Origin of the sequence: Algoriphagus pacificus (genome assembly GCF_017254845.1) — a bacterium.
GTDB classification, from domain to species: Bacteria; Bacteroidota; Bacteroidia; order Cytophagales; family Cyclobacteriaceae; genus Algoriphagus; species Algoriphagus pacificus.
Genome location: NZ_JAFKCU010000002.1, coordinates 1,113,314 through 1,139,540 on the forward strand (window position 1 = coordinate 1,113,314; position 26,227 = coordinate 1,139,540).

The 26,227-nt window shown below is 39.0% G+C and carries 23 protein-coding genes; 8 read left to right on the forward strand and 15 right to left on the reverse strand.

Annotated elements, in window-relative coordinates; all coding sequences use genetic code 11:
- Position 1: 1 nt before the first annotated feature.
- Complete coding sequence (locus J0A69_RS11555; RefSeq protein ID WP_206586704.1) at positions 2–1,333, reverse strand: sugar porter family MFS transporter; 1,332 nt, start codon at positions 1,331–1,333, stop codon at positions 2–4.
- Positions 1,334–1,591: 258 nt separating this feature from the next.
- Here J0A69_RS11555 and J0A69_RS11560 point away from each other — a divergent pair, with 258 nt between their 5' ends.
- From J0A69_RS11560 to J0A69_RS11580, 5 genes are all read left to right on the forward strand, one after another.
- A complete protein-coding gene (locus tag J0A69_RS11560) occupies positions 1,592–4,969 on the forward strand; it encodes a methylmalonyl-CoA mutase family protein (protein ID WP_206586705.1) in 3,378 nt (1,125 codons plus the stop codon).
- A gap of 50 nt (positions 4,970–5,019) precedes the next feature.
- Positions 5,020–5,436, forward strand: a complete 417-nt coding sequence (locus J0A69_RS11565) for an OsmC family protein (RefSeq protein ID WP_206586706.1) — start codon at positions 5,020–5,022, stop codon at positions 5,434–5,436.
- Positions 5,433–5,672 carry a hypothetical protein gene (locus tag J0A69_RS11570; protein WP_206586707.1) on the forward strand — a complete coding sequence of 80 codons (240 nt, stop codon included), beginning with the start codon at positions 5,433–5,435 and terminating at the stop codon, positions 5,670–5,672. The genes J0A69_RS11565 and J0A69_RS11570 overlap by 4 nt, the downstream gene beginning before the upstream one ends.
- 92 nt (positions 5,673–5,764) lie before the next feature.
- A complete protein-coding gene (locus tag J0A69_RS11575) occupies positions 5,765–6,712 on the forward strand; it encodes a cache domain-containing protein (RefSeq protein ID WP_206586708.1) in 948 nt (315 codons plus the stop codon).
- Positions 6,702–9,554 (forward strand): PAS domain-containing hybrid sensor histidine kinase/response regulator, encoded by a 2,853-nt coding sequence (locus J0A69_RS11580; protein WP_206586709.1) that lies wholly within the window; start codon positions 6,702–6,704, stop codon positions 9,552–9,554. Before J0A69_RS11575 ends, J0A69_RS11580 begins: the two co-directional genes overlap by 11 nt.
- A gap of 31 nt (positions 9,555–9,585) precedes the next feature.
- Here J0A69_RS11580 and J0A69_RS11585 read toward each other — a convergent pair whose 3' ends face one another.
- The 7 genes from J0A69_RS11585 to J0A69_RS11615 all read right to left on the reverse strand — a co-directional run bounded on the left by J0A69_RS11585 (position 9,586) and on the right by J0A69_RS11615 (position 16,776).
- Positions 9,586–10,884 carry a dihydrolipoamide acetyltransferase family protein gene (locus J0A69_RS11585; RefSeq protein WP_206586710.1) on the reverse strand — a complete coding sequence of 433 codons (1,299 nt, stop codon included), beginning with the start codon at positions 10,882–10,884 and terminating at the stop codon, positions 9,586–9,588.
- Positions 10,885–10,978: 94 nt separating this feature from the next.
- Positions 10,979–12,229 carry a competence/damage-inducible protein A gene (locus J0A69_RS11590; RefSeq protein ID WP_206586711.1) on the reverse strand — a complete coding sequence of 417 codons (1,251 nt, stop codon included), beginning with the start codon at positions 12,227–12,229 and terminating at the stop codon, positions 10,979–10,981.
- Between the two features lie 20 nt (positions 12,230–12,249).
- Positions 12,250–13,035, reverse strand: a complete 786-nt coding sequence (locus J0A69_RS11595) for an SDR family oxidoreductase (RefSeq protein WP_206586712.1) — start codon at positions 13,033–13,035, stop codon at positions 12,250–12,252.
- Between the two features lie 3 nt (positions 13,036–13,038).
- Positions 13,039–13,539: a dihydrofolate reductase gene (locus J0A69_RS11600; protein ID WP_206586713.1), complete on the reverse strand. Its 501-nt coding sequence runs from the start codon at positions 13,537–13,539 to the stop codon at positions 13,039–13,041.
- Between the two features lie 68 nt (positions 13,540–13,607).
- The gene (locus J0A69_RS11605) at positions 13,608–14,543 is read right to left on the reverse strand and encodes a DUF4412 domain-containing protein (RefSeq protein WP_206586714.1); all 936 of its coding nucleotides are present in this window, start codon (positions 14,541–14,543) and stop codon (positions 13,608–13,610) included.
- 84 nt (positions 14,544–14,627) lie between these two features.
- Positions 14,628–15,551 (reverse strand): methionyl-tRNA formyltransferase, encoded by a 924-nt coding sequence (fmt, locus tag J0A69_RS11610; RefSeq protein ID WP_206586715.1) that lies wholly within the window; start codon positions 15,549–15,551, stop codon positions 14,628–14,630.
- A 34-nt stretch (positions 15,552–15,585) separates the two neighbouring features.
- Entirely contained in the window at positions 15,586–16,776 is a 1,191-nt protein-coding gene (locus tag J0A69_RS11615) for an exo-beta-N-acetylmuramidase NamZ family protein (RefSeq protein WP_206586716.1), read from the reverse strand.
- Between the two features lie 39 nt (positions 16,777–16,815).
- Between J0A69_RS11615 and J0A69_RS11620 the strand changes: the two genes are divergently transcribed.
- Positions 16,816–18,033, forward strand: a complete 1,218-nt coding sequence (locus tag J0A69_RS11620) for an ABC transporter permease (protein WP_206586717.1) — start codon at positions 16,816–16,818, stop codon at positions 18,031–18,033.
- Here J0A69_RS11620 and J0A69_RS11625 read toward each other — a convergent pair.
- The gene (locus J0A69_RS11625; protein WP_206586718.1) at positions 18,011–18,763 is read right to left on the reverse strand and encodes a polyprenol monophosphomannose synthase; all 753 of its coding nucleotides are present in this window, start codon (positions 18,761–18,763) and stop codon (positions 18,011–18,013) included. The genes J0A69_RS11620 and J0A69_RS11625 overlap by 23 nt on opposite strands.
- Positions 18,764–18,866: 103 nt before the next feature.
- Here J0A69_RS11625 and J0A69_RS11630 point away from each other — a divergent pair, with 103 nt between their 5' ends.
- Positions 18,867–19,736, forward strand: coding sequence for an ATP-grasp domain-containing protein (locus J0A69_RS11630; RefSeq protein ID WP_206586719.1), 870 nt, complete (start codon positions 18,867–18,869; stop codon positions 19,734–19,736).
- On the opposite strand, the gene J0A69_RS11635 is transcribed toward J0A69_RS11630, so the two are convergent.
- The 5 genes from J0A69_RS11635 to hisG all read right to left on the reverse strand — a co-directional run bounded on the left by J0A69_RS11635 (position 19,733) and on the right by hisG (position 24,993).
- Entirely contained in the window at positions 19,733–20,530 is a 798-nt protein-coding gene (locus J0A69_RS11635) for a tetratricopeptide repeat protein (RefSeq protein WP_206586720.1), read from the reverse strand. The genes J0A69_RS11630 and J0A69_RS11635 overlap by 4 nt on opposite strands.
- 93 nt (positions 20,531–20,623) lie before the next feature.
- Complete coding sequence (gene hisB, locus J0A69_RS11640; protein ID WP_206586721.1) at positions 20,624–21,721, reverse strand: bifunctional histidinol-phosphatase/imidazoleglycerol-phosphate dehydratase HisB; 1,098 nt, start codon at positions 21,719–21,721, stop codon at positions 20,624–20,626.
- An 18-nt stretch (positions 21,722–21,739) separates the two neighbouring features.
- Positions 21,740–22,801, reverse strand: coding sequence for a histidinol-phosphate transaminase (hisC, locus tag J0A69_RS11645; protein ID WP_206586722.1), 1,062 nt, complete (start codon positions 22,799–22,801; stop codon positions 21,740–21,742).
- Positions 22,798–24,093 (reverse strand): histidinol dehydrogenase, encoded by a 1,296-nt coding sequence (hisD, locus tag J0A69_RS11650; protein ID WP_206586723.1) that lies wholly within the window; start codon positions 24,091–24,093, stop codon positions 22,798–22,800. The genes hisC and hisD overlap by 4 nt, the downstream gene beginning before the upstream one ends.
- A 39-nt stretch (positions 24,094–24,132) precedes the next feature.
- The gene (gene hisG / locus J0A69_RS11655) at positions 24,133–24,993 is read right to left on the reverse strand and encodes an ATP phosphoribosyltransferase (protein ID WP_206586724.1); all 861 of its coding nucleotides are present in this window, start codon (positions 24,991–24,993) and stop codon (positions 24,133–24,135) included.
- Positions 24,994–25,372: 379 nt separating this feature from the next.
- Here hisG and J0A69_RS11660 point away from each other — a divergent pair, with 379 nt between their 5' ends.
- Positions 25,373–25,795 (forward strand): hypothetical protein, encoded by a 423-nt coding sequence (locus J0A69_RS11660; RefSeq protein ID WP_206586725.1) that lies wholly within the window; start codon positions 25,373–25,375, stop codon positions 25,793–25,795.
- A 34-nt stretch (positions 25,796–25,829) separates the two neighbouring features.
- Here J0A69_RS11660 and J0A69_RS11665 read toward each other — a convergent pair whose 3' ends face one another.
- Positions 25,830–26,183, reverse strand: coding sequence for a translation initiation factor (locus J0A69_RS11665; protein WP_206586726.1), 354 nt, complete (start codon positions 26,181–26,183; stop codon positions 25,830–25,832).
- Positions 26,184–26,227 lie beyond the last annotated feature (44 nt).

Sequence of the window (26,227 nt, forward strand, 5' to 3'; positions counted from 1 at the left end):
ATTAATGAATGTTTTGATGTATTTCCTCTAAGGTTCTTCCTTTGGTTTCCGGCATTCTGAATCGTACCCATAAGAGTTGAAATAGCATCATCACTGCAAAGAATGAAAAGATATAACCGGGCCCAAATTGGTTTGCAAAGAAAGGAAAGATATTAGCAATAATAGCTGCTAAAATCCAATGGGTGAAAGAACCAATAGATTGGCCATAGGCACGCAAGTCGTTTGGAAACATCTCAGAAATGAAAACCCATATCACTGCTCCCTGGCCGATTGCATGAGAGGCAATAAAACCGAAAACAAAAATAGGAAGCCAGAAAGTTGGGATTCCTGGACCTAGAAAATTGTAAGCCATAAGTGATAGTGAAATGATATAACCTACCGAACCCATATACATTAATTTTTTTCTTCCGATCCTGTCAATCAGGTAAAGTCCTAAGAAAGTTGCCAGTAAGTTTACTACTCCAATACCGATGGTGGAGATCAAGGCACTTTCGGTTGAAATCCCCGCCATTTCAAATACTCTGGGAGCAAAATAGATAATGGCGTTGATCCCAGAAACTTGGTTGAAAAAGGCAAATATGATAGCCATGATTGTCGTAGGGAAGAATCGCTTTTCAAAAAGTGCGGAAAAGCTTCCTTTTTTCTTGATTTTCTGTTCTTCTTCAATGGCCATTTTTATGGCTTCGTCCACTCCATCTGGGTCTGTTCTTGTTAATATTGCCCGAGCTTGAATCTGATCGTTGAATTTACCGATAAGCCATCTTGGGCTTTCTGGAATTCTAAAAATCATGACCGAATAAATCAAAGCTGGAACTCCTTCTGCAGCAAGCATCCATCTCCAATCTTGGTCTAATTCTGCGGTTCCAATTAGGTAATTGGATACATAGGCCATCACTATCCCGAATACAATGTTGAATTGGTATAATGCGACAAGTAAACCTCTGTTTTTCGCAGGAGCAATTTCTGAAATATACATGGGGGCAACCACAGAGGAAGCACCTACGCCCAATCCACCAAGAAATCTGAATAAGGTAAATGAAGTGACATCCCAAGCTAAGCCGGATCCGACTGCTGAGATTAAATAAAATAGACCTATCCAAAGGAGACTTTTCTTTCTTCCGAATTTATCAGCTGGAACTCCTCCAAATAAAGCACCTATTACTGTTCCGTATAAAGCCGATGCAATCGCAAGTCCATGCATCCAGTCGCTTAATTCCCATACTTCTTGAATTGCTCTTTCAGCTCCCGAAATGACAGCTGTATCAAAACCGAATAAAAATCCACCGAGGGCGGCAGTGATCGAAACGAAGAATGCATAGTTTTTTGAAGACATGGATATTTTGGGCTATTAAGTTTGCTAAACTAAAGAGAAGCCTAATAATTCAAAACAGAAATGTCTTTTTCAGCAAATTATTATCAGAGGTGGATCTGTGTCTATTTAATTAAAACCAAAGAAAATTTTGTTTTGGAACAAGGAATTCAAGGTCAACTCGTGCGATTTTACGTATATTCGCAAGCAGGTAAAATTTGATATTTCTACAGTTTGCGAACCTGAAAAATCAACAAGCTATCATCATTATAAACCCAATTCATGACTGTCACAACAGAGATTTATAAGCCAAAAAACCACATTAGAATTGTAACTGCCGCCTCACTTTTTGATGGGCATGATGCTGCTATCAATATCATGCGGAGAATCATCCAATCGACTGGTTGTGAGGTAATCCATCTTGGACATAATAGATCGGTACAAGAGATTGTTTCCTGTGCAATCCAAGAGGATGTGCAGGCTATTGCTATTACTTCCTATCAAGGAGGTCACGTAGAATTTTTTAAATACATGTATGATTTGCTCCATGAAAAGGGAGCTGGGCATATCAAGATTTTCGGCGGGGGAGGAGGAACCATCCTTCAAGAAGAAATCAAAGAACTGCATGAATATGGAATAGCCAGAATTTACGCTCCAGATGATGGAAGGGCTATGGGATTGCAAGGCATGATCAACGATCTGGTTTCACAGGCTGATTTTCCAATAGGAGATAAACTTCAAGAGGGTTTTAAACTTGATCGCGAAAACAAAGCATTTATTGGAAGAGCTATTTCAGCATTTGAAAATTTTCCAGAAAAATCCACTGAATTACTAAAAGAGGTAAGAGAGGCCAGCAAAAAGTCTGTGACTCCTGTGCTTGGGATCACAGGAACAGGAGGTGCCGGTAAATCATCTCTCGTGGATGAATTGGTAAGGAGATTTTTGATGGACTTTGAGGATAAAACCCTTGCTATCATTTCGGTTGATCCATCTAAGCGGAAAACAGGAGGCGCACTTCTAGGTGATAGAATCCGCATGAATGCGATTCATCATCCCAGAGTTTTTATGCGTTCGCTCGCGACTAGACAGTCCAATTTGGCACTATCTAAATATGTCCAAGATGCTGTGGATACGGTGAAAGCTGCCGGTTTTGATATGGTTATTTTGGAAACTTCTGGCATCGGTCAATCAGATACTGAAATCATTGAGCATTCTGAACTGTCTCTCTATGTGATGACTCCGGAATACGGAGCAGCATCTCAGTTGGAAAAAATTGATATGTTGGATTTTGCTGATGTGATTGCTTTGAACAAATTCGACAAGCGAGGTGCATTGGATGCTATCCGAGATGTCAAAAAACAATACCAAAGGAACCATAATCTTTGGGAGATAGCTGACGAAGATATCCCTGTTTATGGGACAATTGCTTCTCAGTTTAATGATCCTGGCATGAACCAATTGTATCGTGCTTTGATCTCCAAGATCAACGAAAAGCATCCGGGTTGGGAAAGTACTTTTGAATTGACAGCTGGAACTTCTGAAAAGATTTATATCATTCCACCTGCTAGAACACGGTATTTGTCTGAGATTTCTGAAATCAACAGGAACTATGATACTTGGGTAGAAGAGCAAAAAGAAATTGCTCAGAAGCTTTATAGTATCCATATGTCCATGGAAACCATTAAGTCCCTGAAAGTTGACGACCAGGATCGCTTATTGAAGGAGCTTCAGGAAGTTTATAATCAAGTGGAGTTAGATCTGGATCCAAAAAACAAAAAGTGGATCGAAGAGTGGCCTACTGAAGCCGCTAAATACGGCGATGATTTTTATGTATTCAAAGTAAGGGATAAAGAAATCAAGGTAAAAACTTACTATACCTCACTTTCTGATTCAAAAATCTCTAAAATTTCCCTTCCGAAATATGAGGCTTGGGGTGATTTATTGAAGTGGGGTTTACGGGAAAATGTACCAGGTCAATTCCCTTATACTGCTGGAGTTTTTCCTTTCAAAAGAGAAGGAGAAGATCCGACTCGAATGTTTGCTGGAGAGGGAAGTCCGGAAAGAACTAACAAAAGATTCCATTACGTCTCGAAAGACATGCCTGCCAAGCGACTTTCGACGGCCTTTGATTCGGTGACACTATATGGTGAAGATCCTGATTATCGACCGGATATTTATGGCAAGATAGGCAACTCTGGAGTTAACGTTTGCTGCTTGGATGATGCTAAAAAACTCTATTCAGGGTTTAACCTGGTAGATCCAATGACCTCTGTATCCATGACTATCAATGGTCCTGCTGCAACTATGACTGCGTTTTTTATGAATGCCGCCATCGATCAGCAATGTGAGGTTTACATCAAAGCTAACGGGTTGGAAGATGAGGTACAGCAAAAAATAGATGCCTTGTACAAAGAGAAAGGACTGCCAAGACCTACCTATTTGGGTAAAATTCCAGATGGAAATGATGGTCTTGGATTGATGCTTTTAGGAGTTACAGGTGATCAGGTTTTGCCGCTCGAAACTTATGAAAAAATAAAGGCTGACACAATTTCCAGAGTTCGAGGAACTGTGCAGGCAGATATCTTAAAAGAGGATCAAGCTCAGAATACCTGTATTTTCTCAACTGAGTTTTCCTTGAGGTTGATGGGAGATGTTCAGGAATATTTTATTGATAACAGTATTCGAAATTTCTATTCAGTTTCTATTTCAGGCTATCATATTGCTGAAGCTGGAGCCAATCCAATTACCCAATTGGCGTTGACGCTTTCCAATGGATTTACTTACGTGGAATATTACGTGAGTAGAGGAATGGACATTAATAAGTTTGCTCCCAACCTTTCGTTTTTCTTTTCGAATGGAATTGATCCGGAATACGCAGTTATTGGTCGTGTTGCCAGGAGAGTTTGGGCCAAAGCCATGAAACTTAAGTATGGTGCCAATGAACGATCTCAAATGCTGAAATATCATATTCAGACTTCTGGAAGATCTCTTCATGCCCAGGAAATTGATTTCAATGACATTCGTACCACTTTGCAAGCTCTGTATGCCATTTATGATAATTGTAACTCATTGCATACAAATGCCTACGACGAAGCGATCACGACGCCAACAGAGGCTTCTGTGAGGCGTGCTATGGCTATCCAGTTGATCATCAATAAGGAATTGGGTTTAGCCAAAAACGAAAATCCAATCCAAGGTTCATTTATTATTGAAGAATTGACGGATTTGGTAGAAGAAGCGATTTATCTTGAATTTGATAGAATTACAGAGCGTGGTGGTGTTTTAGGAGCCATGGAGACAATGTATCAGCGAGGCAAAATCCAAGAGGAGAGTTTGCACTATGAAATGCTGAAACACACAGGAGAATATCCAATTATAGGTGTGAATACATTTCTTTCCTCAGACGGATCACCAACTGTGACTCCTGGGGAAGTAATCCGGGCAACTCAAGAAGAGAAGGAAGCTCAAATTCAAACTTTGAAAAATTTGAATCAATCACATCCAGAACTTGTTAATTCACACCTTCAAAACCTCAAAAAGGTAGCTATCACCAATGGTAATATTTTCGCAGAACTGATGGAAGCAGCGAAATATTGTTCTTTGGGACAGATTACACATGCCTTATATGAGGTTGGAGGTCAATACAGAAGAAATATGTAAAAATTAAGACTGGAATTTAAATTCCGGTCAAAAGGAAAATTTTCAATATCATGTCAAAAAGAAATGTGACTGTTCGCATGAAGGCGGACTACGAATACGAGGCGGTAAACCCTCAGGGCAATACGGTTCAGATCGATATGTATGATCCAGATCAGAAAAAAGCACAATCGCCAATGGAGCTTTTGCTTTCTGCATTGGGTGGTTGCTCGGCTGTCGATGCTGTATTGATGATGAAGAAAAAGAGAAGAACCATTGAGTCTTTTACTGTGGATGTGGAAGGAATCAGAAATGATGGAGTCCCAGCTTTCTATACAGATATTCATATGTCCTTTACGTTGGTTTCTCCGGATGCAAACGAGTTGGAATTTGGGAAAGTAGTAGCGCTGGCCGTAGAAAAATATTGCTCAGTTGCCTCTTCTTTGAACCCTAAAATCACCTATTCTTATTTAGTAAAGAAGCCCGAATGAGAGTAGTAAAAGAGTTTACCCAGGAGGAAATCAGAATCAGTATTTTCTCCTGGAATAATAAATACATCCTCAAATTTGAGTTTGGACCACTTGAACAAACTTTTAAAGCAAGTGAAATGGATATTTTGGAGGAGGTTGATTTAGAAGCCTTTTGGAAAGGTGAATTTTTTGAAAAAGTGAAAGAAAGATTTAAAGAAATGGGTCAAACTTTTCGTGCTGAATTGGAAAATTTATAATTTTCAAAACAAGCACCTGACTCAAAGTGAAAAAAGCAGCTTACATTTTTATACTTCCATTTCTAATTTTTTCTTGTGTAAGCAAGCCTTCCTTGGACGAGTTACCTGGAAATGATCACCTGAATGAGCTTATTCAAGAAATGGAGCAGGAAATCCTTGTTTTGAATGAGGAAATTATCTCGCTAAAAACCTATTATGAATGGATTCTAGAGAATAAAGAGGAACTTCTCAAGAAAGCCGATAAATCGAAATACACCTTGGTCGGTTCTTTCTCTAACAATGCCTTGGATGAAAATGGCGACTTGAGTAAGATTATTTTATCTACTAAAACTCCTGATTATCAGAAGTCCTACGATGAACTTTTATTTACCAATATACTTGATTCTGCATTTAAGGCTGTTTACAAAAAACATCCTATCATAGCTCAGGTCTATTCCAATTCCGCTATGCAGGTGTCCCGTGTGTATCCTCCTTATGACGCACAGAATTTGATGGATCCGGATATCGATCTGCCGACTTTCAATTTCTATTACGAAGGAGATGAAGAGCACAACCCTTCCAAAGGTCCAATTTGGATTCCTGAAGTTTATGTTGATCCTGCTGGTAAAGGTTGGATCATGTCATTGGTTCAGCCTGTTTATGAAGGTGAAAAGCTCTCGGCTGTTTTGGGAATTGATATAACTGTGGAAGAAATACTTCATCGTTTTCTGGAAGTGGAAGATGGTAATTTTTTGATAGTGAATGGAAAAGGCGATATTGTTTCCGGTAATTCATCGGCAATAGAAGCATTGAGTTTGCCTCCATTGAAAAACCATATTTACAGGGAAACGATCCGATCTGATAATTTTAGAATTTCTGATTACAATCTTTTTAATAGTAAAAGCAGACAGGTGAGAGAAATGGCAAATGCATTTTTATTGAAGAAAGAAGAGAAGTTTTTGTTTGAAGAGGAAAACAACCTTTCGGATGCGATTGCTGCTGATTTTGATTTTACAGATTGGTATTTAATTGAAATCAACCCACCAAAAGATGTCGAATAAACCCTATAAGAATCTTAGTTTTTTACTTACGACCGCTTTAGGTATATTTTTGGTTCTATTGGTTGTTGCTTTAGGGGTAAGTTTTTATTTCGCCATTTCTGATGCTCAATTGGCCTCGCGAAAGGTCTTTTTAAATAAACAAACTGAACTTGCTGCCAGGGAATTAGAAATGGAAATTGACAAATTTGAAGACGATGCAGAAAGCATGTTTTCATTTTTGGAAGATAAGGATCTTGATTTGGATGATTATAGGCAAGATCTTACTACAGTTACCAGAAAAGTAGTCAATAGTTATCCTGGTCTTATCGATACAGTTTGGGTCAATTTGGTCGATTCCGCAGTTTATTTTACGATGACTGATCGTAATGATTTTTTAAGAACACCTTACAATGGATTTGTCAGAAGTAACTACAGAGAAAATTCAAGTCTTTATCGAAGTAATCCACAAGGAATGCAGGCACTTTTTCGTCTTAACCTTTCTGAGTTTACCAAGGACTTTGTGACCAATTATTACCTCAATGCCGGTGGAGGAAAATTCTTATTGATTGGTGATCAAATCATCAACCTAAATCCCCAAAATCCAGATAGCCCGATTGAATTTGATAAAGAGGTTTTTAATACGATTAAAAGTGATGTAGCTGTTGGATTGAAGGGTATGTATAATATCCAACTGAGAGAAGGCGATAGGAAGATTGATGGGATTTTGGTTCAATATCCTTTTGATTTTGGGAATATACTTGAAAACGCCTCTTTGATATTTTTTATAGAAACTGAGCAATTGACTTCTGGAATCTATAATACCTACCTTTTGCTGTTTTCAGTACTGATTTTGCTATTAATAGGAACGATTATATTTTTTATTCTATCCCTCAGAAATAATCAAAATTATCAAAAGCAGCTTGAGAAGAATTCCAAGGAAATTTCGGAGCTATTTGATCAGCAAAACCTTTTGTTGAAGGAGCTTAAAGGATTCGTATATTTCCATAATCACAAGGGAGAGATTACAGATGTAAGTGAAGAAATGGAGAAAATCCTGGGTTCTCCAAAAGATGTCTTTTTGGAAGCATTTCGGCCCGAAAGTACGCACGAGGATGTGTTACGACTGAAACAAAAAGTCTATGATGCATTAGATGCAAAGACTACATTTTTGGATTTTGAATACGATTATGTTCGACCTGATAAAAGAAAAATAAGAGTCAAAATATTTGAAAAGCTTTTATTTGATAAGAATGGAAGGTTTAACGGAGGAATTGGAATCTGTACAGATATTACTTCTCAGTTTGAGTTTAGTCAGAAATTGATCCAAAGTGAAAATCGACTTCGAACAGTTTTGGAAAATATTCCTGATGTAATTTTCATTTATGATAACGAAGGAAATGTCATCGATTTTCATGTTAAGGATAAAATTCCTGGCTGGGACAAATCCTCTCTTGGTAAAAACATTTCTATCCTACTACCTCCAGACCAGCGTGATGAAACCTTGCAGGCCTTTGACATTGCAAGGAGAGAAGGCCAAATCCAAACTGTAAATAGAAAGCTGAATCTACCAACTGGCACTCGCTATTTTGAGATCAGATATTTCCCTCTCGATGAGGATAGAATGATGTCGTTGGCAAAAGATATCACCAATCAGAAGATTTGGGAAAAGGGATTGGTAGAAGCCATGAATGCAGCAGATGAAGCCAGTAGAGCCAAATCTGAATTTTTGGCAAATATGAGTCATGAAATACGTACGCCAATGAATGGCTTATTGGGTATTATTGACTTGTTGGAAATGACCCCACTCGACAGTGAGCAAACACAATATCTGGAAATCATCAAAAACTCTGGAAATTCCCTACTAGGGATCATCAAGGATATTTTGGATTATTCTAAAATAGAAGCCGGAAAAATGGATATCAATCCAACGGTCGGAGTGCCGGCAGAAGAGCTGGAAAAGCAAATCCAGATATTTTATGGATTGGCACAAAAGAAAAAGATCAAAATCACAACAGCTATTGGTTCTGAAGCTAGAGAATTGTTTGAAACTGATTTTGACAGGATCAACCAAGTGCTTCTCAACTTGGTTGGAAATGCAGTAAAATTCACTCCAATGGGTGGTTCAGTATCCATTTCTATGGATGTTGAGAAAATTGAAGATGATCTTTTTTACTTGAAAACCCAGATTAAGGACAGTGGAATAGGGATTCCAGAGGAATTGATTCCTATGCTGACAGAGCCTTTTTTTCAAGTGGAAAGCTCGAGTACGAGAAGTTTTCAAGGGACAGGTTTGGGACTTGCCATTGCCAAAAGAATCATCGAACTCATGGGAGGTGAGCTTGATATCACCAGTAAAGTGGGAGAGGGTTCCAAGTTCTCTTTTTCAGTTTTGATTAATAAAGCGAATGTTGAGAAAGAGGCCTTAAAGAATAAAACTTCGGATGAGCGTAAAAATTGGTTTGGAATGGGTAATGAATATCCACTTCGTCTATTGCTTGCCGAAGATAATGATCTCAACCTGCAACTAATGCAATTGATGTTAGATCAGTTGGGATATAAGTTTGATATAGCTAGAAACGGTTTGGACGCGCTGAAGATGGTCATGAAAAAAGAATACGATATGGTCTTGATGGATGTGCAAATGCCAGTAATGAATGGTTTAGAGGCCACAAGAAAAATCAGGGAAACTCCAGGCATGGATAAGCTTTTTATTGTGGGATTATCCGCAAACGTTTTTGATGAAGATCAGAAGAAAGCAATTGAAAGTGGGATGGATGATTATTTAACCAAACCAATTAGATTGATTGCTTTGGCTCAAAAACTGGAATATTACTATATGAAAAAGCAGAATGTAAAAGCATAAAAAAAGCCGGAAGAAATTCCGGCTTTTTCATTTATAGTGAGGTATTTAAATCAAACTCCTCTAAATAATCTGCTACTCTTTTAACGAACATTCCTCCCAATGAACCATCGACTACCCGATGATCATAAGAATGAGACAGGAACATTTTATGTCTAATTGCAATCACATCACCGGTAGGGGTTTCTACCACTGCAGGTTTTTTCACAATAGCTCCTACGGCCATAATGGCAACCTGAGGTTGCATGATGATTGGAGTTCCCAAGACATTTCCAAATGATCCAACATTGGAAACTGTGTAAGTTCCACCACTCAGGTCATCCGCTGTCAGCTTATTGTTTCTCGCTCTGTTAGCTAAATCATTGACTTGCTTGGAAATCCCCACTAAGTTCAATTGATCAGCTTTTTTGATCACGGGAACAATCAAATTACCACTTGGAAGGGCTACAGCCATTCCGATATTGATATCTTTTTTCTTTATGATTTTATCTCCATCAACAGAAATATTGATCATTGGAAAATCTCTGATCGCTTTGGAGATTGCCTCTATAAAGAAAGGAGTATAAGTGATTGATTCGCCGAATTTCTCTTTGTATGCCAACTTGTTTTTCTCTCTCCAAAGGACAATATTGGTCATGTCTGCTTCTACAAATGACGTCACATGTGGAGCGATTCGTTTAGAATCGACCATTCTTTGAGCGATCATTTTTCGCATCCGATCCATTTCGATGATTTCATCTGAAGCTGAAATACTCACTTGTACTTTAGGTTCAGAAATAGATGGAATGGATTTTTCCAACGAACTGCTAGAAGAATTTCTCTTTTCCAAGTAATTCAACATGTCTTGCTTCGTGACACGTCCGTCTTTTCCAGTCCCCGGAATTTTTGATAATTCAGCTTTAGAAATTCCCTCTTCTTTGGCAATGCTTTGAACCAATGGAGAGTAAAATCTATCATCTCCTACTGCTTCCTTGGAATCAGATACAGGAGAAATCAATGAAGCTGTATTTTCAGGTGCCGCAGCTAGTAATTCCTCTTTGGCTTCTGCTGCTTCTTGTGGTTTTGTTGCTGAAGGTACGTTTTCCTCTGTACCGTTTGTTTCAATCACTGCGATCGGAGAACCTACAGCTACTACATCACCTTCTTTTGCTAAAATCTTTTTTAAAACGCCGGCATGGGTAGATGGTACTTCGGTGTCCACTTTATCAGTAGCCACTTCTAAAACAGATTCATCCTGATCAATAGTCTCGCCTTCTTTTTTAAGCCAGCTCAGGATTGTTCCCTCTATGATACTTTCGCCCATTTTGGGCATTAGCATTTCTACACTTGCCATAATTGTAAGAATAATTAAATTGGGTATATATTCAACTTTTAAAATTAAATTTTATTATGAATCAACCCAAACCTTTTGGTTAAAATTTAATTTGCTATTTCTTTGAAAAACAAATTCTAAACAAGTTTAAAACTGCAACAGCCGTTAATTGGATGTTCAGCATTCTATCTTGAGTAAGTCGCAATTTTTTGGTTTCTACAAAACTATCACCGGCACAAGCAATCCAGATTGTCCCAACCGGTTTTTCCTCTGTTCCACCATCAGGTCCGGCGATTCCACTGCTAGCTAGGCCAAAATTTGACTTGAAAAGTGTTTTAACACCTGTAGCCATTTCAATGACTGTCTGCTCGCTCACCGCTCCAAATTCAAGAAGTGTTTCAGCTTTGACCCCGATAATCTCTTCTTTGAATTGATTATGATAGGGGACTACGGCTCCTTGAAAATAAGCACTGCTACCAGGAATACTTGTAATCAAATGAGAAATGTAGCCACCTGAACAGCTTTCAGCCAAAGCTAGGGTTTTATTACTTTTCTTCAAAAGCTTGCCAATAGCTGTTTCCAAGGTTTCCTCATTGTAGCCATACACATAGGATTCAATAGTCGGCAAAACGAGGTCAATTTGATTTTGGATTTCCTGTTCGATTTTCTTTCGATCAGTTCCAAAACCAGTAAGTCGTAATTTGACATGACCTAAAGAAGGCAAATATGCCAGTCTGATATGACTGGGAAGTGCATTTTCCCAATCTCTGATCAAATCTGCGAGCCAGCTTTCACCGATTCCCACAGTTTTGATCACTTGATGGGCAATCACCGGAAGTTCAAAAATTTCTGGAAGTTTTGGGATGACAAAATCCTTAATCAGCTTTTTCATCTCATGTGGCACTCCCGGCATAGACATCCAGTAGGTTCCATTTCGCTCAAACCACATTCCCGGTGCTGTTCCAACTTCATTTGGAACGTATGTACAACACTCAGGTAAATGTCCCTGCAAAATATTCAGAGGAGTCATTTCTCTCCCTCTTCTTTGGAAGAAGCTAGTCACTGCGGCCACAGCCTCTTTATTCTCGACGATGCCACAGCCAAAGTATTCTGCTAGCAAAGGTTTGGTAAGATCATCCTGAGTGGGACCTAAACCACCTGTGATCAAAATCAAATCAGCCCGCTCTTCAGCTTTTGCAAAAGACTCAAGAATATCCTCTCGATTATCTCCAACTGTCGTCCTTCTGACTACTCTGACTCCGAGGAGATCAAGTTCTTGGCTGATCCAATGGCTATTTGTATCAATGATTTGGCCATAGAGTAATTCGTCTCCAATGGCTATAATTTCGGCTTTTATGGGTTTCATAAAATTCAGAGCTGTACCTCTTATCGGACTTTAGCTTTAAGTAATATTTTTGAAAAGATTCCTGGAAAAAAACGTTTCAGATAGATGGCCATCACTTCTTTTCCTCCAATGTAAATCTCCTCTTTTTTGGATTTAATTCCTTGGTAGATTTTGGTAGCGCATTTTTCGGCACTCATGCCATTTGCTTGAGCATCATCCATTTGATTCAGAGATTTTCCATCGGCAGTCAATGCATTCACAGAAACATTGGTCTTGATGAATCCCGGGCAGATCATTGTTACAACGACATTATCAATAGCATGTTCAGCTCTTAATGAATCAAAGTAACCATGCAAAGCATGTTTAGAGGCAGCATAAGTGGAGCGATAAGGCGAGCCAATAATTCCAACTAGGGAACTTGTAACAGCAAAATGACCGGATTTTCTTTGTTGAAAATGTGGCAAAATCGCTTTGGTAAGGGCAATGGTTCCGAAGAAATTGACTTCCATTATTTTTCTATCTACTTCCATTTGGGTTTCGATAGCCAATGACCGCTGACTTATTCCTCCATTGTGAAACATGAGGTCCACATGACCAAATAAACTGATGGCTTTTGCAGCTTTGCCTTGCAAACTATCTGAATCTGCTAAATCCAGCGGCAAAATCGCACAAGCTTCAGGATGAGCACAACTGTTTTTTACAGCTTCCAAATCACCTTCATTTCGCGACGAAAGAATTACAGCAAATCCTTCTTTCGAAAACTTCTGGGCGGTGGCAGCTCCAATGCCTGATGAAGCACCGGTTATCCAGATAACGGGTTTCGTCATAGTCTAGGATTTTATTCTTTCGTAGTCAACAAAAGAAAATGGGTATTGGTTTTTCTCGTCAGCAGGGTGACTTTCTTTGCTTACTATTTTCCAGTTGTTTGGATCAATTTCGGGAAAATAAGTATCGCCTTCCGGTTCAGCATCGACTTCAGTGATTACCAGTTCATCAGCCAGAGGCATTGTCTGTTTGTAGATTTCACCTCCTCCAATTACATACAATTTCTCTATTCCCAGTTTATTGCAATAAATGAAGGCATCTTCGACGCTCTTGAAAACATGATGTCCTTCTGGAACCTGATAATCAGGATTTCTAGTAATGACAAGGTGCGTTCTATTTGGAAGTGGTTTTCCCAAAGACTCAAAAGTCTTCCTTCCCATCAAAATATAATTGTCTGATGTGAGGGCTTTGAATCTTTTGAAATCAGTTGGGATTTTCCAAACCAAGTCATTTTCCTTGCCAATTACCCCGTTTTTTGCGACAGCAGCAATCAATAGTATCCTCATAAATCAATTTATCTAACTCTTGAAGATACTAGGCTTTGGGCATGGAAAAAACTAAAATCAGTAGGTAATTACTGCTTTTCCATTTGAGACATCATATTCGGATAGTCTGCCATCGCAAATGACTTTGATTCAGAGTCATTTACCTCAATAATATTCAAATCGATTTTTGAACCGTCTTCTGCTGAGGTAAAAGTCATTTCCATAAAGTTTCCTTTTGGAAGATTTTCGAAATAATCAGCGTATTTCTGTTTGGTTTTTTCTGAAGCAAAAGGACTGTTGGTTCCCCAGAAGGAAGAGTAACCTCCGATTGGCTCTTCGGTGATCCAATAATATCCTTCTCCATCTTTACTCTTGACGTGGTACTCATCACAGGTATAGCCTAAAATATCCTTTGTATTACCGGTTTTTTCGATCAGGATATCTGGATCTTCTGCCGGATCTGGAGCATTCTCTTCGGCACTTTCCATGATCTCATCAAAATCCATTTTATAGGCAAAGCTGCTTTTTGAGTTATCATTGTCCATTAAAAGGATGGAAGCCTGATTAGGAATGTCATAAACCATAGTCATGACAGCTTCAGGCTTTTTGGGATCAACTATTTCCATTCCTGTATAATCACTGGATTTGGATAGATAGGACTTTATTTTAGTTGGATCCTCGGTCTTCCCATTTTTATTGGTGGATGTCATTTCCATCACGACATAGCCAAAAAAATCATACTGATCTGCAGTTTCAACTTCTTCTCCCATTCCCTTAAGAATCTTGTTCATATCGATTCCCACAGGATTGCTTGAATCTTCATCATCTCCAAAAATTCCTTCAAACTGCTTTTCCAGCTGTTTTTGCATCATCTTATTCGCCTCTTCTTCCACCTTTTTCTCAATGGCTTTTTCGGCTCCTCGAGAGGCTGCTTTTTTGATTTTGTTGATGAACTGAGCCTGACTAAAATTTGAGATTGAAATCAGTAGAATAGAAAATAATAGCGTTTTGAAGATTCGTTTCATGATTATTCATTTAAAAATTGTTCATTATAATTTAACCCAATTTCTTAAAAATCAAAGAGATGAAAAAATAATTGTCTCTTAAATTTATAGAAGTTTGTAGCCTCTTAAGAAATCAGCTACACTCATTCGCTTTTTGCCTTCTAGTTGTAATTCTTGAATTGACAGCACGCCATCTCCCGTCTGAAACAACAATTCTGTTTTTCCATCTGTTGTGAATTGACCGGGTTCTTTGCTAAGATTTTTAGAAAGCGCTTTTGTTTTGTAAATCTTGCAAATTTTTCCATCCAGTTCTGTCCAAGCGGCAGGATAGGGGGAAAGTCCTCTCACTAAATTATGAATGGATATTGCTGAATCTTTCCAGTTGATTTGGCCGGTTTCCTTAAAGATTTTTGGAGCATGATGTATAGCTTTGGATTCATCTTGTGGAAGTGGGTCTACAGAATCACTTGCAATCGCTTCCACGGTTTTCAAAACCAACTCAGAGCCAAGGTTCATTAGTTTTTCATACACAGTTCCTAAGTCATCTTCCTCAAGGATGGGTACTTTTTCTTGGTAAATGATACTTCCTGTGTCGATTTCATGCTTTAAAAAAAAAGTAGTCACCCCAGTTTCTTTCTCTCCGTTGATTATTGCCCAGTTGATTGGCGCAGCACCTCTATAATTTGGCAATAAAGAAGCATGAAGATTGAAGGTGCCCAAAGGTGGCATGCTCCAAACAGATTCGGGAAGCATTCGGAATGCCACCACGATTTGTAAGTCTGCATTCAGGTTTTTCAATTCAGCTTGGAATTCAGGAGATTTCAAATTAGTAGGCTGTAAGACTGGAATCTGATATTTTAGCGCTACTTCTTTGACAGGGGAAGGAATCAACTTTTGTCCCCGGCCTTTTGGTTTATCCGGAGCTGTGATGACAGCCACGACATTCCAATTATTTTCTACTAATTTTTCAAGGGCAGGAACTGCAAATTCCGGTGTCCCCATGTATATGATTCGCAAGTCTTTATTCATTCCGGCTTTCACTCTCGTAGTATTTATTAATCTTTTAATCTTTGTAAATGAGGTAATTGGATCTCAGGGTTTTATATTTTGCTAAATCAGCAGCCCAAGAACTTCTTATTTCAGTTTCACTTTTTCCTGCCAAAATCTGACTTTTCAACTGATCAGTTCCTGCCAATGTGTTAAAATAATTGGTGAAGAAAGCTGCTCCTTTCCCTGACTTTTTGAAAGCATCCAAAAGATACGATAGCGTAAACTGGTGATCCAATGGTTCATTTCTCAAATCAACTCCATAGCAAAGTTTGTCTTGCAAAGGAGGAGTTTTGGACATTCCAGGAATACTCACTGGAGTAAAGGTAAAATCTCCGAAGTTTTTGTCTGGATAGCCATAGACCTGAAAAGGAAAATAGGTGCCTCTACCCAAAGAAATAATCGTTCCTTCAAAGAAACAAGTGCTAGGATAAAGTCGGATAGATAGATCGTTAGGTAGGTTTGGAGAAGGTTTTACTGGGAGATTGTAAGCTGTTTTATGAGTCCAGTTTTTTACTGGAATCACCTCTAATTCACAGGCAATGCCATTTTTCAGCCATTTCTCCCCATTGATCATATAGGCTAATTCCCCAACTGTTAACCCATGGACAACTGGAATCGGATGCATTCCAACAAAACTTTCAAATCCTTTTTTGAGAACTGGGCCATCGACGTAATCCCCGTTTGGATTGGGACGGTCCAAAATCATTACTTTTTTACCATTTTCTGCTGCCGCCTCCATCACATAATGCATGGTGCTGATGTAGGTATAAAATCGAACTCCAACATCCTGCAAATCGAAAATGATAATATCCAGATCAGCGATCTGTTGCGCTGATGGTTTCTTATTGTTACCGTATAATGAAACGATTGGCAAACCGGTTTTGCTATCTACCGAGCTATCCACCTTTTCCCCAGCATCTGCATCTCCTCTGAAACCGTGCTCCGGGACAAATACTTTTTTTAGGTTGATTCCACTTTCCAATAGGAAATCGACCACATGTTTATTCTCACTATGTGGCATGATGCTGGTTTGATTGGCTACAATTCCAACTGACTTGCCTTTTAAAATTTCCAGATACAAATCAGGCCTTTCTGCTCCCGGAAGAATCTGGGCCTGCTGTGCAGTCAGATTTCCAATTGCCAGAAAAAATAGAAGTAGAAAGCTCAAAATGTTACTAAAGGGTGAAAGTTTCGTTTGCTTCATGCTATTTTGCGATCTGATAGAACAAATTAAAGCACTCCATTGAACCTTTCCTATTTCATTGCTAAAAGAATCAGCTTCAAAAGAGCCGGTGGTTTCTCAGCAACAATCCATAAAATAGCAGTAGGCAGCCTTGCAATGGGAATTGCTGTGTCTATCCTCTCATTTATGGTCTTGGGTGGATTCCAAAGTACTGTTTCAGATAAGGTATATGGGTTTACTGGGCATTACCAGGTGCAGCGCTTTACGATGAGCAATGCCTTTGAAGAGGCTCCATTTTCCTTGAAAAGCGATTTTGTGCAAGAATATGGCCAATTGCCTTTTGTTGAGAGAATCCAGTCTTTCGCTCATAAAGCAGCCTTGATCAAAGGCGAAAATGAGGTGGAAGGAATACTAGTAAAAGGAGTTGGGAAAGATTTTGATACGCTGGCTTTTAAGAAGTACATCAAGGAAGGAAGACTGCTTAAAATTCCAGAAACTGGAACAAGTAATGAGGTGATGCTCAGTAAAGTAATTGCTAATAAATTATTACTAAAAGTAGGAGATAAAGTCACACTTTACTTTGTGCAGGATCCACCTCGATTCAGAAGGGTAGAAGTGGTTGGCATTTTTGAAACCTATCTGGAGAACTTTGACGAAAAGATCGTCATTGGAGAACTTCAGACCATTCGGAATTTGAACGATTGGGGTGAAGATCAAGTAGGAGGACTAGAGGTCTTTGTTGAAGACAGTAAGAAAATAGCCAGCTATACTCCTCAGCTGGAGGATATCATGGATTTTGATTTGAAGCTAATCGCCAGTAAGGATAAGTTTTTGGAGATTTTTGATTGGCTGACATTATTGGACACCAATGTCTATGTGTTTGTGGGATTGATTGCGTTTGTAGCCATTTTCAACATGGGAGCTATCCTATTTATTCTCATTATGGAAAGAACTCAAATGATTGGTTTACTGAAGGCTATGGGCGCTGCCAATAAGCAAATCAGAAGAATATTCTTTTGGAATGGGATGAATATCCTGGCGAGAGGACTTTTGATCGGAAATGCCATTGGTTTTGGCTTTGGAATCCTGCAGGATAATTTCAAATTAATTCCTTTGGATCCTGCCAGCTACTACATGTCCTATGTACCGATAGAGTGGAATTGGCCAATTTTTATTTACATCAATCTAGGAATCACCTTATTGACAGCATTGGTTTTGTTTATTCCGGTAATGGTGATTTCCAGAGTGGATCCAATTAAATCGATTCGCTTCGATTAAGCTTATAAGGAGAGAAAATACTCTTGATTTTCATCCAGATCACTCCAAAAACAGCTTCTTTAAAAATTCCTTTGCTCATTTTAGAGGTGCCTCTGGTACGATCGGTAAAAATGATTGGGACCTCGATTAGTTTAAACCCTAATTTCCAAGCTGTAAATTTCATTTCGATCTGGAAAGCGTATCCGATAAACTTGACCTCTTTCAACTTTATCCCTTCCAAAACACTTCTATGGTAGCATTTAAAACCGGCAGTGGCATCCTTGATCGGTAAGCCTGTGATAAACTTGACGTACACACTGGCAAAATAAGACATCAAAACCCTTCCCATTGGCCAGTTCACCACGTTCACACCTGTAATGTATCGTGAACCTATTGCCATGTCAAAGTCCCTGTTTTCACAGGCTTCGTAGAGTCTGATCAGGTCTTTTGGATCATGCGAGAAGTCGCAGTCCATCTCAAAGATAAAATCATAATTATTTTTGAGAGCCCACTTGAATCCATCGATATAGGCAGTTCCCAGACCTAATTTCCCTTTTCTTTCCAAGAGAAAAAGTCTTTCTGGAAAATTGGCTTTTTCGGATCTGACTAGATTGGCTGTGCCATCTGGCGAACCATCATCAATGATCAATAAATTGAAATCTCCATCTAGCCCCATGACAGTCCGGATCATTTCCTGGATATTCTCAATCTCATTGTAGGTGGGAATAATGACTAATTTTCGGTGCTTCATGGGTGACTCAAAGTTCAAAAGTAATCTTTCGGGCTGATTTTAGAAGAAAGCAATTAATAATTTTTGGTTAAAGTGTATTTTCGCCCCACCTAATAACAAGCACATGATAGCTATCGTAAGTTATGTTTCTGTTGGAGCATATGATTCAAATACAGTTGATGAGGATAAAATTCTGTCTTCGATTCTGGAAGATTTGGGAATACCCCATGAAATCATGCCCTGGTCAGATTCAACTGTCAACTGGTCCAAATATTCAGGTCTTTTGATCAAATCTACTTGGGACTATTTTGATTATTATCCAGAATTTCTGGCTTGGATAGAAAAAATCAAAAAGCTTGAAATCCCTGTTTGGAATGATCTAGATACTGTCCTTTGGAATTCTTCTAAATCCTACCTGAAGGAAATTGAATCGAAAGGCTTTCCAGTAGTTTCAGGTGTAGAGTTGAAAAAAGGGGAGCAAGTCTCTTTTGAACTTTTGGAAAATAAAATAGCTACAGATTATTGGGTAGTGAAACCTTTGGTCAGTGGTGGTGCTAAAAACACATTAAAATTTCACAAAAGTGAATGGGATAAAGTCTCCCAAAAAGTGCAGGAATTAGTAGATCAAGAGGACTTTTTGATCCAACCATTCATCAAAGAAGTTCAAGAAGTAGGGGAGTATTCTCTGCTGTTTTTTAATGGGGAGTTTTCCCACGCGGTTTTAAAATCTCCAGCAAAAGAGGATTTTAGGGTTCAGCATTACTTTGGTGGAACCATTCACAACATTAATCCTAGTGAGGAAATGAAAGCTTCTGCATTGAGTCTTGTTCAGGAATTTGCCTCAAAAAGTCTGTATGCTAGAGTAGATGGAGTTGACATAAATGGAGTATTTCATCTAATGGAATTGGAACTAATCGAACCCTATCTTTTTCTTGCATTGGATGAGAAAGCAATTCCTAACTACAAAAGGGCATTGGCAAAAAGGTTGCTTTAAACGCAGATTTCCTTTTGGTTTTGGGCATAGAGACTGCCTTTTCTGGCAGCTTCCTGAATCAAATGGCAACCTTCAGTATCTCCCAAAGTTGCCATGCAATAGCCTTTCTTTGCCAAGGCTTCTACGTGATTCGGATTAAGCTTTAAAACCTCATCAAAATCTTCTAAAGCAAACTCAATGTATCCCGCTCTCATATAAGCGAAGCCTCTGTTATATCTACCCACCACTTGATTGGGCTCTCGACTTACGTAAGAGTTAAATGATGCTGCGCATCCTAGAACATCACCACGCATTGCTCTCGACATACCTTCATAAAAATAGACTTGAGCATAATCGGGATTCAATTCTTTGGCCTTCTTTAGAAAATTCTCAGCAGAGGAATATTTCTCTGTCATAAGTTGAGCTCTTCCGAGCAAATACAAAATGTCAAAATCTTCAGAATCTATCGTTGCTGCGCGCAAAAGGTAAGATTCAGCACGGCTATAATCTTCTTCCTCAAATAGAATTTTACCTAAACCTGCATATGCTTGGGCGTAATTATCATCTAAAGCAATTATTCGCTCATAGTCTTTTTTGGCTTCAGCTATCTTTCCGATTTCTTCATAGCTTCTAGCACGAAGATGCAAAGCCTTTAAATCTGTGACATGGAAAAACAAGTAGCTATCGAGCTCATCAATAGTTGCTTCGTACTTTTTATCCTCGTACAAGGCCTCGATTTTTTGAAAATTATTAGAGCAGGCGCTGACTAGAATATTTACTAATATTATAGTCAAAATATGTAAAAATCGTTTCATAACTAAATGAAGTCAAAAAAAAGGATTTGGAAAAATTTTCAATGTGAAAATTTCCAAATCCTTTAAAACTTTTTTCAGCTAATAAGCTGGCTATTAAAGTACTCCCTTCGTGCTAGGCAATTGATTGATATTTCTGGCATCTCTCATTACCGCCATTTTGATTGCTCTGGCTAGTGCTTTGAAAATAGCTTCAATTTTATGATGCTCGTTTGTGCCTTCAGCTTTGATGTTCAAATTGCATTTGGCAGTATCTGAGAAAGACTTGAAGAAATGATAAACCATTTCAGTTGGCATGTCGCCGACTTTCTCTCGTTTGAATTTTACGTCCCAAACAATCCAAGGCCTTCCACCAAAGTCAATAGCTGCCTGTGCCAAGACATCATCCATGGGTAGGAGGAAACCGTAACGATAGATTCCTTTTTTGTCTCCCAGGGCATTCAAATAGGCTTCTCCCAAGGCAAGAGCAGTATCTTCAATGGTATGATGCTCGTCAATATGCAAATCTCCTTTAACCGTGATTTCTAAATCCGTGCTGCCGTGCTTTCCCAATTGCTCAAGCATATGATCAAAGAAATGAAGACCTGTTGAAATCGCACATTTTCCAGAACCATCCAGATTCAATTTGATATGAATGTCAGTTTCGGAAGTTGTTCTTCTGATTTCAGCTGCTCTTGGAGGCATTTTCAGGAAATTGTAGATCTCATCCCAATCTTTGGTGCTTAAAGCTGCCTTTTCATTGTCTTCACCAATAAAGATTGCTTTCGCCCCAAGATTTTCTGCTAGCTGCACATCGGTCAATCTATCTCCAATCACATAGCTATTTTCTAGATCATATTCCTCTGAGAAATATTCTGTCAAAAGTCCTGTTCTCGGTTTACGGGTAGGAGCATTTTCATGCTCAAAAGTTTTGTCTACATGAATTGCTTTGAAGAAGATGTTTTCTTGCTCTAGCGTTTTCAACATTTTGTATTGAGCTGGCCAAAATGTGTTTTCAGGAAATGAATCGGTGCCCAATCCATCTTGATTGGTGACCATGACTAATTCATAATCTGTTTCTTCAGCAATTTTTCGAAGATTTGAGATCGCCTTTGGAAGGAATTCGAGTTTTTCCAAACTATCTACCTGATAATCAGTAGGTGGTTCTTTGATAATAGTTCCGTCACGATCTATAAATAATACCTTCTTTTTCATAAAAAGGGGATAATAGGTTTAAACTGATTTGGAGGTTACCTTCTTTAAATTTTCCAAAAAGGCCTCGTTTTCTGCCCTTGTGCCAACTGAGATTCTCAGACAATCTTCACAAAGAAGAACTTTTGCTCGGTTTCTGACAATGATCTTTTGCTCGATCAGGTCTTGGTAAACCTTCATGGCATTTGGGATTTTTACCAACAGGAAGTTCGCATGTGAAGGATGAATTTTTTGAACGAAAGGCAATTTTGATAATTCGTTTTTAAGAAATTCCCTTTCTTCCAAGATCTCCTGGGTCATGGATTTTACTTTGTCATAATTTTTCAAAGAAGCCAAGACAGTGTCCTGGGTCAAACCCGAAATGTTATAAGGAGGCTTTATTCTATTTAGAATTGCAATGATTTCTTTGGAACCAAAGGCCATCCCTAACCTCAAGGAAGCAAGACCCCAAGCCTTTGAGAAGGTCTGCATGACCAAAAGGTTTGGATATTGTTCTAACTGAGTCGTGAAGCTAGGCTCATCTGAGAAATCAATATAGGCTTCGTCCACAACTACTATCCCCTTAAAGTTTTCCAGAACCTGAATAATGTCATCTCGCTTCAGTTTATTAGCACTTGGATTATTAGGGGAGCAGATAAAAATGATTTTGGTCTGATCATCTACTGCTGCAAATACCTTCTCCGGCTGCATCTGAAAGTCGCTGGTCAAAGGGACTTTTCGGATTGCCACATCATTGATGGAAGCACTGACTTCATACATCCCGTAAGTGGGAGGTAGTAAAATCACATTGTCCTTTCCTGGATTGCAAAATGCCCGGAAAAGTAAATCGATAGCTTCATCGGATCCATTTCCTAAGAAAATCTGATCGGCTGGAACTTCCTTGATTTTGGAAATTTCAGTTTTCAAATCGCTTTGGTAGGGGTCAGGATATCTATTGAAATCCTGATCCGTAATAGATCCGTATGGGTTTTCATTGGCATCTAAAAAGACTCCAATCTTCCCCGTATATTCATCTCTTGCGGAAGTATAAGGCTGAAGAGTAGCAATATGAGGTCTTAATAATGAGATTAAGTAGAATTTCATATCTTTTTGCTTTTCAGATATTTAAGACGAATTGAAACTGCATTTTTGTGGGCGTCCAAAAGTTCATTAGCTGCCATTACCTCAATCGTTGGACCTAAGGATTTGATGCCTTCTTCTGTAATTTTCTGGTAAGTCATTTTCTTGACAAAGCTATCCAGTGATACACCGCTGTAGCTCCTTGCATAACCATAAGTTGGTAAGGTATGATTGGTTCCAGAGGCATAATCACCTGCCGATTCTGGAGTATAGTTTCCAATGAAAATGGAGCCTGCATTGTAGATAGCATCCACCACTTCCTCTTCATTCTCCACAGAAATGATTAAATGCTCTGGAGCATATTCATTGATCAATTCCAAAGCTTCTTCTTGATTTTCCATCACAACTGCTCTGGAATTTTTCAAGGCTTTTTGAGCGATGTCTTTGCGAGGCAAATCTTCAAGTTGGGCATCAATTTCTTTCAATACCTGTTTGGCGATTTTTTCGGTAGTTGTCACCAAAACCACTTGGCTGTCAACTCCATGCTCTGCTTGGGAAAGTAAATCGGCTGCTACAAAGGCTGGAATCGCAGTTTGATCTGCATAAACCAAAACTTCTGATGGTCCAGCAGGCATATCGATGGCTACTCCGTATTTGGTCGCCATTTGTTTTGCAGCAGTTACGTATTGGTTTCCGGGACCAAAAATCTTATCCACTTTTGGTACTGAACTCGTCCCAAAAGTCATGGCAGCCACGGCTTGAGCGCCACCAACTTTCATGATTTTGGTAATCCCCACCAAATTAGCTGTGTAAAGAATAGCAGGGTGAATTTTACCATCTCGATCAGGAGGTGTACAAAGTACTATTTCTTTACATCCTGCTATTGCAGCTGGGACGCCTAGCATCAATACCGTACTAAAAAGGGGAGCAGTACCTCCCGGTATATAAAGCCCAACGCGTTGGATGGGCATACTTTTTCTTTTACAAACCACGCCAGGCATCACTTCCTCAACCAATTCTGGGGAAATTTGAGCTTTGTGGAATCTCTCAATATTCTCTTTAGCCACCTGAATGGCCTCTTTTAATTCTGTGGGTATTGCAGCTGCAGAAGCTTTGATTTCCAGTTCACTTGCTTCCAGATTTTCCAAATGAACGTGATCATACTCCAAAGCAAATTTCAATAAGGCTTTGTCTCCATTCCTTTTTACTTTTCTAAGGATCGGTTTAACAATCTTATTGATCTGTTTAGTTTTTTGAACAGGTCTGGCCAGTTCCTTGGTCCAAGTATCCGAAGAAGGATTTATAAGAATTTTCATGAAGATGATTTCTTTTTGGATGGGTAAAATTCTGATTCTTTAGAGAATCATTTTTTCAATAGGAACTACAAGAATTCCCTCGGCACCTGCAGCTCTGAGTTCTTCGATATGCTCCCAAAATTGGTCTTCATTAAGTACTGAATGAACAGATGACCAACCTTCCTCTGCTAGTGGTAAAATGGTAGGGCTTCGCATACCCGGGATCAATTTAATGATTTTATCAATGGAGGCATTGGGAACATTCATCAGTACATACTTGCTGCTTTTACCTTTTTGAACTGCGTTCATGCGGAAAAGCAATTTATCCACGATGGCTTTTTTCCAATCATCCAATTGATTGTTGGCTATCAAAACTGCTTCAGATTTGAAGATTTCTTCCACTTCTTTCAAGCCATTCATCATCAAGGTAGAACCTGAGCTGACAATATCACAGATACCTTCTGCCAAACCGATGCTTGGTGCGATTTCGACAGAACCGCTAATTTCATGGATATCAGCATTGATTCCTTTTTCATTGAGATAATCTCCAAGAATCTTAGGGTAGGAAGTTGCTATGTTTTTTCCTTCAAAAAATGAAATGCCATTATATTCCTGGCCTTTTGGGATGGCAAGAGAAAGTCTGCATTTTGAAAATCCAAGTTTTTTAAGCGTTTGAACGTCCTTGTCTTTCTCGACTAATTCATTTTCTCCCACGATTCCAAGATCAGCAACTCCGTCAGCCACATAACCAGGGATATCATCGTCTCTTAAGAATAGAAATTCAATGGGGAAGTTGGTGGAAGTGGATTTAAGTTTTCCGGTTCCATTGTAAAATTTGATGCCACATTCCTTGATCAAGGCAAGTGAGTCATCGGATAATCTGCCGCTTTTTTGGACGGCTATTCGGATAATTTGTTCCATGAGGACAATATACGACTAGTACAAAATTGATTTGAATTAAATATGGGTGAATGGCCGAATCTCTGTTCATCAGCCCACCGGGGCGATATGTTTAAAATTATTCCTCTCAGGAGGAATGATGGAAATGATGCTGCACATGCGAATGCAGAGCAGTAGTTGAAAAAGCAATATTTGGGGTCGAGTTTTTCATTTCCGTTGGCAAATATAGAAATGGTAATTAAATAGCCAAGCAAGATGAGTTGAATTTTGAGAATTAAGCTGCAATTCATTTAGACAACTAATTTTTGCCAAAAGGGTTGACGTTTCCTCCATAAACTTCAAAGTTCTTTTATCTTTCCTCAACGAATAAACCTTGGGCGGTATTAAAACCCACAATGCTATGGAAAGTAAACGAACACCCATCTTTTTTGGAACTATCATTTCCTGGATGCTTTTTGCATTCATTGGATTTGGAATGTGGGGATGTCCCACATACAATGTTTGGCAGCAAGAAATGAGTGGAAGGGCTGAATTCGCAAAAGCTGAACAAAACAGAAGGATCTTGATCGAGGAAGCAGCTGCTAATTTGGAAGCTGAAAAACTGAATGCTCAGGCTGAAATAGAACGAGCCAAAGGTGCTGCTGAAGCAATCAAAATCGAAAACGGATCGATTTCTGAAAAATACATCCAGTATTTATGGGTAAGGCAGCAAAAGAATTTGGGAGACAAAACGGTAATTTATATTCCGACGGAAGCCAATTTGCCGATTCTAGAAGCAGGAAGATTACCCAAAATTCCAAATCAGAATCTGGACAACCAGTAACAAAAAAGCCCTGAAAAATCAGGGCTTTTATATTTTAACCTCCAGATCTTTTGGCCTTATAACCAGCTGACTGAAGCACTTGAACAACTTTGTCGCGATGGTCTCCCTGGATTAAAATCTCACCATCCTTCGCAGATCCGCCAACACCACATTTGCTTTTTAGCATTTTGCCGAGTTCTTTTAAATCATATTCGGTCCCGATAAAGCCATCCACAAGGGTAACCTGCTTTCCGGCTCGGGATTTTTTATCCAACATCACTTTAAGATTTTGTTGGGCAGGAGGTAGGGTCTCCGCAGCTTCATCACCTTGCTCTTGGTATTCAAAATCATCACTTGTGGAGTAAACTACTCCATCTCGTTTTTTCCAGTCGTTAGTTCTCTTTGCCATAAGTTCATGAAAAAGCCCGCCCCTCAGGACAGGCCATTGTTTTA

What these genes read in the sequence shown, in the direction of transcription:
- J0A69_RS11555 (WP_206586704.1), bottom strand. Translation starts at nt 1,333, where the DNA reads ATGTCTTCAAAAAACTATGCATTCTTCGTTTCGATCACTGCCGCCCTC.
- J0A69_RS11560 (WP_206586705.1), top strand. Translation starts at nt 1,592, where the DNA reads ATGACTGTCACAACAGAGATTTATAAGCCAAAAAACCACATTAGAATT.
- J0A69_RS11565 (WP_206586706.1), top strand. Translation starts at nt 5,020, where the DNA reads ATGTCAAAAAGAAATGTGACTGTTCGCATGAAGGCGGACTACGAATAC.
- J0A69_RS11570 (WP_206586707.1), top strand. Translation starts at nt 5,433, where the DNA reads ATGAGAGTAGTAAAAGAGTTTACCCAGGAGGAAATCAGAATCAGTATT.
- J0A69_RS11580 (WP_206586709.1), top strand. Translation starts at nt 6,702, where the DNA reads ATGTCGAATAAACCCTATAAGAATCTTAGTTTTTTACTTACGACCGCT.
- J0A69_RS11585 (WP_206586710.1), bottom strand. Translation starts at nt 10,884, where the DNA reads ATGGCAAGTGTAGAAATGCTAATGCCCAAAATGGGCGAAAGTATCATA.
- J0A69_RS11590 (WP_206586711.1), bottom strand. Translation starts at nt 12,229, where the DNA reads ATGAAACCCATAAAAGCCGAAATTATAGCCATTGGAGACGAATTACTC.
- J0A69_RS11595 (WP_206586712.1), bottom strand. Translation starts at nt 13,035, where the DNA reads ATGACGAAACCCGTTATCTGGATAACCGGTGCTTCATCAGGCATTGGA.
- J0A69_RS11600 (WP_206586713.1), bottom strand. Translation starts at nt 13,539, where the DNA reads ATGAGGATACTATTGATTGCTGCTGTCGCAAAAAACGGGGTAATTGGC.
- J0A69_RS11605 (WP_206586714.1), bottom strand. Translation starts at nt 14,543, where the DNA reads ATGAAACGAATCTTCAAAACGCTATTATTTTCTATTCTACTGATTTCA.
- fmt (WP_206586715.1), bottom strand. Translation starts at nt 15,551, where the DNA reads ATGAATAAAGACTTGCGAATCATATACATGGGGACACCGGAATTTGCA.
- J0A69_RS11615 (WP_206586716.1), bottom strand. Translation starts at nt 16,776, where the DNA reads ATGAAGCAAACGAAACTTTCACCCTTTAGTAACATTTTGAGCTTTCTA.
- J0A69_RS11625 (WP_206586718.1), bottom strand. Translation starts at nt 18,763, where the DNA reads ATGAAGCACCGAAAATTAGTCATTATTCCCACCTACAATGAGATTGAG.
- J0A69_RS11630 (WP_206586719.1), top strand. Translation starts at nt 18,867, where the DNA reads ATGATAGCTATCGTAAGTTATGTTTCTGTTGGAGCATATGATTCAAAT.
- J0A69_RS11635 (WP_206586720.1), bottom strand. Translation starts at nt 20,530, where the DNA reads ATGAAACGATTTTTACATATTTTGACTATAATATTAGTAAATATTCTA.
- hisB (WP_206586721.1), bottom strand. Translation starts at nt 21,721, where the DNA reads ATGAAAAAGAAGGTATTATTTATAGATCGTGACGGAACTATTATCAAA.
- hisC (WP_206586722.1), bottom strand. Translation starts at nt 22,801, where the DNA reads ATGAAATTCTACTTAATCTCATTATTAAGACCTCATATTGCTACTCTT.
- hisD (WP_206586723.1), bottom strand. Translation starts at nt 24,093, where the DNA reads ATGAAAATTCTTATAAATCCTTCTTCGGATACTTGGACCAAGGAACTG.
- hisG (WP_206586724.1), bottom strand. Translation starts at nt 24,993, where the DNA reads ATGGAACAAATTATCCGAATAGCCGTCCAAAAAAGCGGCAGATTATCC.
- J0A69_RS11660 (WP_206586725.1), top strand. Translation starts at nt 25,373, where the DNA reads ATGGAAAGTAAACGAACACCCATCTTTTTTGGAACTATCATTTCCTGG.
- J0A69_RS11665 (WP_206586726.1), bottom strand. Translation starts at nt 26,183, where the DNA reads ATGGCAAAGAGAACTAACGACTGGAAAAAACGAGATGGAGTAGTTTAC.